The sequence below is a fragment of the Streptomyces sp. NPDC033270 genome, from assembly GCF_055576575.1.
The window spans coordinates 55,717-62,759 of record NZ_JBVIRA010000017.1 but is presented as its reverse complement, the minus strand read 5'-3'; the positions used below and the strand labels follow the sequence as shown (position 1 = coordinate 62,759).

Annotated in this window: 5 protein-coding genes and 1 pseudogene; 1 reads left to right on the top strand and 5 read right to left on the bottom strand. The window is 73.5% G+C overall.

The genetic code is table 11. The annotated features are described in order from the left end of the window. Positions 1-122 precede the first annotated feature (122 nt). The 4 genes from ACZ5XZ_RS23270 to ACZ5XZ_RS23255 form a co-directional block, all read right to left on the bottom strand. Positions 123-323 (bottom strand): acyl-CoA carboxylase subunit epsilon, encoded by a 201-nt coding sequence (locus ACZ5XZ_RS23270; protein WP_468981015.1) that lies wholly within the window; start codon positions 321-323, stop codon positions 123-125. A 131-nt stretch (positions 324-454) separates the two neighbouring features. Continuing rightward, complete coding sequence (locus tag ACZ5XZ_RS23265) at positions 455-1,201, bottom strand: SDR family NAD(P)-dependent oxidoreductase (RefSeq protein ID WP_468981013.1); 747 nt, start codon at positions 1,199-1,201, stop codon at positions 455-457. A gap of 58 nt (positions 1,202-1,259) precedes the next feature. Further along, on the bottom strand, positions 1,260-2,429 hold the full coding sequence (locus ACZ5XZ_RS23260) for an alpha/beta hydrolase family protein (RefSeq protein ID WP_468981011.1): 1,170 nt from the start codon (positions 2,427-2,429) through the stop codon (positions 1,260-1,262). After that, positions 2,422-3,981 carry an SRPBCC family protein gene (locus ACZ5XZ_RS23255; protein WP_468981009.1) on the bottom strand — a complete coding sequence of 520 codons (1,560 nt, stop codon included), beginning with the start codon at positions 3,979-3,981 and terminating at the stop codon, positions 2,422-2,424. The genes ACZ5XZ_RS23260 and ACZ5XZ_RS23255 overlap by 8 nt, the downstream gene beginning before the upstream one ends. Positions 3,982-4,184: 203 nt before the next feature. Between ACZ5XZ_RS23255 and ACZ5XZ_RS23250 the strand changes: the two are divergent. Next, a pseudogene (locus tag ACZ5XZ_RS23250) lies at positions 4,185-5,388 on the top strand (RNA-guided endonuclease InsQ/TnpB family protein); the annotation flags it as partial. A 51-nt stretch (positions 5,389-5,439) separates the two neighbouring features. Here ACZ5XZ_RS23250 and ACZ5XZ_RS23245 read toward each other — a convergent pair. Continuing rightward, positions 5,440-7,041, bottom strand: coding sequence for a class I adenylate-forming enzyme family protein (locus ACZ5XZ_RS23245; RefSeq protein ID WP_468981006.1), 1,602 nt, complete (start codon positions 7,039-7,041; stop codon positions 5,440-5,442). Positions 7,042-7,043: the final 2 nt, after the last annotated feature.

The window sequence follows — 7,043 nt, the reverse complement described above, 5'->3', positions numbered from 1 at the left end:
CCTTTGGTTTGGGGAGGAGAGGGTGGAACAAAAGAGGGGAACGCTCCTCGGTGGCGGGGTGGGAAAGGGACGGCACACGGCCCCCCGCCCCCCCCGCCCGCGGGCGCCCTCGCCGTCACCGGTCAGTGGCCGCGCCGCCAACTGCCCGGCGCGGCATGGCGGGGCAGCCGCTCCAGGCGCTGCCACCCGGCGTAGCGCTCGCCGTGCGGGGCCGGCCGGCCGCGCCGAGGCGGCGGCCGCCGCGCCAACGCGCCGACCAGCGCGGCGGTCAGCGCCGCCAGTTCCTCCGTCGTCGGCTCGCCCTTGGTGATGCGTACCAGCACCCTGCTCTCCGTTCCCCCGTGGTGGTCATCGGCGCGATGGCTGGGCTAGGGCCTGTCCGATGGGTCATGGCCGCGGCCTCTCCGACCCTGACCCATCGGACAGGCCCTAGGACCCGTCCGATGGGCAGGCCCTACGGCGTCGCGCCGCCGTCCACGGTGATGACCTGGCCGGTGATCCACCGGCCGGCGTCGCTCACCAGGAACGCGATCACATCGGCCACGTCCTGCGGCTGCCCGAGCCGCTTGAACGGTGACGCCTCGGCCATCGCCGCCTGCCGCTCGGCGGGCGCCCGGTCGAACATGCCGGGCACGGTCGGCCCCACCCGCAGGGAGTTGACGGTGATGCCGCGGGCGCCCAGCTCCTTCGCGGCGACCGTGCCCAGCAGTTCCAGCGCGGCCTTGCTCGCGGCGTACAGGCCGGACCCGGCGATCGGCGCGTGGACGAGCGTGGAGGAGATGCCGACGATCCGCCCCCACTCCGTCAGATGACGGCTCGCCTCCCGCAGGACGTTCAGCGCCCCGCGCACATTGACGTCGAAGACCCGCTCGTAGTGCTCCTCCTCGGTCTCCGCGAGCGGCCGGGGCGCGGTCGTCCCGGCGTTGTTGACCACGACATCGAGCCGGCCGTGGCGCGCCAGGACACCGGCGAAGACGGCGGACACCTGGTCGGCGTCGGTCACATCGAGGTGCACCGCCTCGGCGGTGCCCCCCGACTGCTCGATCGTGGCGACCAGTTGCTTCGCGGCGGCGTCGCCGGTGAAGGCGGCCACCACGACATGGTGGCCGTCGGCGGCCAGCCGCTGGCAGACGGCGGTGCCGATACCGCCGGCACCGCCCGTCACGAGGGCGACCAGACCGGTCGGGATCGTCAGGGCCATGGCATCTCCTTTTGTTGCGGTGGTGGGCTCATTGCCGGGCGGCGCCCGCCGCCGCCCGTCATGCCGGCCCGCCCGGGGGCAGCAGCCGCCCGGCGACCCAGTCGGCGGCCTCCAGGCTCCAGGCCTCGATCATGTTCAGACACACATGCGCCTCGCCGGGATACGTCAGCAGCCGGTGGCGCGGGCCCCAGGCACGGTCGAGCTCCTCCAGAGCCGTGAGCGGGAAGATGTCGTCCAGCGCACCGTGGATGCTCAGCACCTCCGTGCCGATCGGGCCGCCGACGTCAAGGGCGAGTGCCGCGAGGCGCACGCGCATGTCGGCGGCGTCGCCACCCATGAACGCGAAGCGGAAGTCGTCCTTCAGACGGCGCGGCAGTTCGTCGTACGGCGCGATCCGCGGCCCGCCGGAGGCATTGACCACACACGCGAACGCGTGCCCGAGCGACCGCGCCACGCGCAGCGCGAAGTACCCGCCGAAGCTGACCCCGAAGAAGCCGAGCCGGTTCGACGCGATCCGGTGGTCCGCGCGCAACCGCTCCACCAGCGCCGCGATCACACCCTCCATCTCGATGCGCAGCGGTGTGCGGCCGACCTGCAGACCCTGGCCGGGCCCGTCGAACAGCAGCGCCGCCATGCCCCGGTCCAGATAGGTCTCCGCCAGCGCCAGCACCTCCACCTCGGTCATCGAGTCCAGCCCGTTCGACAGCACCACGCAGGGCAGCGGGCCGGCCGGCCGCCGGTGCGCGGGCGGCAGCACCAGCCAGTACGGGACCGGCTCCGGGCCGGCCTCACCCGCGGGCAGCTCGCCCGCCTCGAAGTCCAGGTCCGCGCCCTCCAGGCCGGCGAGGAAGAACTCGCGGACCTTCGCGCGCAGCCGGGACTTGCGCCGGGCGTCGTCGAAGTACATGAACTCCGCCCAGTGGTAGCAGCCGGCGGCGGCCCGGGCGGCCCGCGCCCGGCCCGCGGCGGTCGACGAGCCGCCGGCCAGCCGCGCGTAGCGGTCGCCGAGCGAGGTCCAGCGCCGCCGCCACTCGTCCCAGAACGCGGCCGACGCCAGATCGAGGTCGTCGCAGGGGAACCCGTCCAGAGCAACCGCGACATCGCCCCAGCCGACCTGCGGGGCGTAGCGCGAGCGCAGGAACAGCAGCCGCGGCAGGAAGTAGCCGCAGGCGCGGAAGAGCGGCTCGGGCAGCCGGGCCGGCCGGACGGCCGGCGGTGCGCTAGGCACCGTGCCCGTCCGGCGCGGGGGCCGCGGCGCCGTCGGCGGCCCGCGACCGGCCTCCCAGCACCCGCGCGCACGCCTCCACGGTCCGCCGGCTGTTGCCGTCCAGCATGTCGCGCACCCGCCGCCTGCCCTCCCGCAGCTCGGCCGTGCCGAAGGCCTTCTCGCAGGCCACCGCGTCGAGCACGGCGGTGTGCCGGGACACCACCTCGCTGCCGCCACCGGCGGCGGCCCGCACCTGCCAGCTGCCCTCGTGGCGCAGCAGCAGCGGCGGCGGCTCCGGCTGGAAGTAGACGATCGACAGCCGCTCGGCGTCGCAGTGCCGCACACTGCGGAACGTCTCGGCCCCGGCGGCGGTCCGCACCTCCAGCACGAACTCCTGGTGGCGCCCGTCGTCGTGGCGCAACTCCAGCCCCTCGCAGTGCGGCAGCAGCTTCGGCCAGCCCGCCACGTCGGCGAGCAGGGCGTACACCGCGTCCGGGGGGTACGGCAGCGACATACGGGTGGTGACCTCGGTGAGGGTGTCGATGCCGTCCTCGGCGTAGGCACGCAGCGCCGTCATCTCGGCGGCCGCATTGGTCTCGACGAAGTCGCGGACCACCGCGGCGGCCTCCGCCACGGTCGTCACCCCGTCGCGGACGCCCCGGACGTCGTCGAGCATCCGCCAGTGCCGGTCCACGGTCAGCAGACAGCGCTCCGGCCCCAGCGGCACCACCCGCCACTCACCGCGCATCGACGCGACGAACGGCATCGGCACCGGCAGGTGGTAGTCGATCCGGCGGATCGCGTCGTGGTACCGGCGCCGGGTCTCCCAGGCCACGGTCCGCCCGTCCTGCGCCGCCTCGATGCGCACCAGCTCGCCGGTGGCGTCCGAGCCGACGGTGGCCGCGCCCAGGCAGGCGTCGAAGATCCGCGGCCAGTGGGCGGTGTCCCGGATCAGCCCGTACACCGCGTCGGCCGGCGCGCCGACGACGACGGAGTGCCGCGCGTGGCAGTCGCGTTCGGCGGCGGGCGGCGCGGGCCGTTCGACCGCGGCCTTGATGTTGCCCAGCTCCGTCGCGGAGTTGGCGTCTATCGCGGACTCGATGAAGCGCTCCGCCTGCTCCCGGGTGGTGACGCCCTCGACCTGCCCGGCGACGTCCTCGCACAGGTCGTAGGCGTGCTCCAGCAACAGCAGGCTCTGCTGGGCGTTGACCGCGACCACCCGCCACTCGGTGGTCATCGCGGCGACCAGCTTCATCGGCTCCACCACCTCTGCCCGCACGCCGTACACCTCCGGCAGGAACCGGCGCCGCGAGCGCCAGGTCATCGGTGCGCCGCCCACCAGGGCGCGGATCTCGACCAGTTCGCGGTCCGGCTCCTGTTCGAGCACGGTAACGGCCTGGCACGGTGCGAAGATCCGCGGCCAGTCGGCCGAACAGCGGATCACGTCGTACACCCGCCCCGGCGGGGCGGCACAGACGACGGAGTGGGACAGGTGGTAGCGCATGGCACACAACTCCTGCTCTTCGACGGTAGTGTGCCGCGCGGCCGGGCGGGCCGCGCGGCGGCGGGTCACCGAACCTCCTGGAGGGTGTCCCAGGCGTCAGTCTGGGGTGGGGACACCTGCCGCTTGAGGGGGAGAATCCGGCTTCCCGCGGAGTGGGGCGGGCAGAGTCGGATCGTCGCCGGGTGGTTCGGTGCCCGCCATCCGCGCTGGTGAGGGGCACCGCAAAGATCGATAGGGCTCAACTGTCAGCCCTCCCGGGTAGGTTCGGGTGCATGACGACGGAAGTGGCGGCGGAAAGCGCCGGGCACGCCCGGTACACCTTCCGTGTTCGCCTGTCGGTGTCGGCCCGGCGGGCACTCGAGGCCGAGTGGGACCGGTGCCGCTGGGTGTGGAATGAGTGCGTGGCGAAGTCCCAGCAGGTCCACCAGGCGGCGAAGGCCACAGGCGAGAAGCTGGCCTGCGGTCCGGCTCGGCTCGACAGGATGTTGACCGACGCCCGCAGGATGACGTCGTGGCTGCGTGAGGGAAGTTCGGTTCCTCAGCAGCAGCTGATACGCGACTTCGGCAGGTCCCGAGCCAAGGCCCTCAAGGACATCAAGGACCGGCTGCCGGTGCGGCAGCGGGCCGGGATGCCGAAGTACAAGAAGAAGCGCGATGCCCTTCCGACTCTGAACTACACGCGGCGCGGGTTCCGGTTGAAGGACGGGTGCCTGCACCTCGCGGGCGGGATCGTCGTACGCCCGGTGTGGTCGCGTGAGCTGCCCGTGCCGCCGTCCAGTGTGCGGGTGTATCGCGACACTGTGGGGCATTGGTGGGCGAGCTTCGTCGTCCCCGCGCCGACCGAGACCCTGCCTTCCACCAGCCGTGTGATCGGCATCGACTGGGGCGTCAAGGAGACCGCGACCACCACGTCCGACGAGTACGACCTTCCCCACGCACGGCACGGGACGAAGGCTGCGGCGAAGCTGACGCGGTACGACCGCATGATGGCCCGGCGCAGGCCGAAGAAGGGCCACGCCGCCTCGCAGGGCTACCGCGAGGCGAAGAGGCTGCGGGCGAAGCTGCACAAGAAGATCGCCCGCCAGCGGCAGGACACCGGCCGCAAGTGGGCCAAGAAGGTCGTGACCGGCCATGACGCCCTCGCCGTGGAGGACTTCCGCCCGAAGTTCCTCAGCCGTACCACTATGGCCCGCAAGGCTGCTGACGCGGCGATCGGCGCCGTGAAGAAGGCTCTGATCGAGATGGGCCGTAAGCACGGCAGGGCCGTGCACCTGGTGCACCCCGCGCACACCACCATGGATTGTGCGCAGTGCGGAGCGAGAACCAAGCACGCACTACCTCTTTCCGAGAGAACGTATGCCTGCACCGCGTGCGGAGCCGTCTCGCCCAGAGACAAGAACTCCGCCCGCGTGATGCTGGTCCGGGCTGGTCTCGTACCCGGCTAGTGCTGATCGTGTAAGACCTGCTGGTCCGCCGGGCCGCAGGCGACGTGAGCTAGGAATCCCCCTCGTCTACGAGGGAGAGGAGTCAAAGTTCGATCAGCGCGCCGCGGTCGAGTCGCCGGGCGACCTCGGCGCGGAGCACCTTGTCGTTGCCGCTCTTGGGGAAGGGGGCGGCGCTCGCGTACACCAGGTCGGGCCACTTCTCCCGGCTGAGCACCCCGCTCAGCGCGGCCGTCACCGCCGCCCGGACCTCCGTGGCCGGGCGGGTTCCCAGGGGGCCCGAGACGCAGGCCACCGGGCACTCGGACAGCGTCTCGGGGCCGGCCAGCGCGACCAGTGCCACCTCCCGCACCCCGGGCAGCCCGGCGAGTACCGCCTCGACCTCCTCGGGGTAGACCCGGTGGCCGTTCGCGCTCATCACCGAGCCGTTCAGCCGCCCCTTGAGCAGCAGATCGCCGTCCGGGCTCCAGGCGGCCACGTCACCGGTGCGCAGCCACCGGCCCGGCGGCTCGACCACGCCGGAGGCCACATCGAGGTACCCCTCCATGACGGCGTCGCCGCGCACCAGGACCTCGCCCACCTCCGGCGGATGGCCCGGCAGCGGGTCCAGACGCACCTCCAGGGTGTCGTCGGGCCGCCCCACGTTGTACGCGCCGCGCAGCTGGCGCCCCGCGCGGTGGGCGGCCTCGTCCAGCCAGCAGAACGGCCCGTACGTCTCGCTCAGGCCGTAGCCCTGCACCCACGCGCACGGCATGGCCCGCCGGCCGCGTTCGAGCAGGCTCCGCGGCATGGCGGCCGCGCCGTAGGCGACCACCCGCAGCCCGGACAGGTCGGCCGGGCCCGCCTCGGCGCCGTCGAGGAAGCGGCGCAACGCCAGCGGCCGCAGCATGATGTGCGTGGCCCGGTGAGCGGCGACCTCCGCCGCCCAGCGCGCGGGGTCCCGGCTCTGCGGCACGATCAGCTCGGCGTCGTGCAGCAGCGCCCCGAAGGAGAAGATCACCCCGGTCGTGTTGTTGAGCAGCCCGGACAGGAACACCCGGGCGCCGGGCCCGAACCGCAGCATGCGGGTCACGCTGCGCACCCGTCGGCACACCAGCGCCTCGGAGACGCTGACGGCCTTGGGCGAGCCGGTCGAACCGCTCGTGAAGAGCGTCAGGAAGTTCTCGACCGGCTCCGGCGGGCCGACCGGCAGGGGAGTGGCGGCCTCGCCGGGCCGCGCGTGCGCGGTCTCCTCGGGGAGGACGAGCACCCGCGGCCCGAGCCCGCCCAGGGCGCGTACCCCGGCGAGCCGGCCGGCGTCGCCGTCGTCGCGCTGGAGGTGGACGACGGCGTCGGGGCGGGCGTCGGCGACGATGGTGCGCCACTCCGGCAGCGCCGCGGCCCGCAGGTTGTAGGGCATCAGTACCCGCAGGCCCAGTGCCCCGGCCGCGGCGAGGAAGGCGATACCGCGCGCGTCGTGGTCGAGCAGGGCCAGCACCCGGTCGCCGCGGGCCAGACCGTGCCGGCGCAGCTGCTGGGCGCAGCGCCCGGCGGTGTCGGCGAGCTGCTGCCGGGTGTAGGTGCGTCCCGGCTCGGTCAGCCGGAACGCCCCGCCGGCCCCGGTACCGGACTCCGGGCCCGGCCCCAGCAGCAGGTCGGCCAGCCTGGTCGCGGGCCGGGTGCCGGAGCCGGCGTGGTGATCCCCCATCG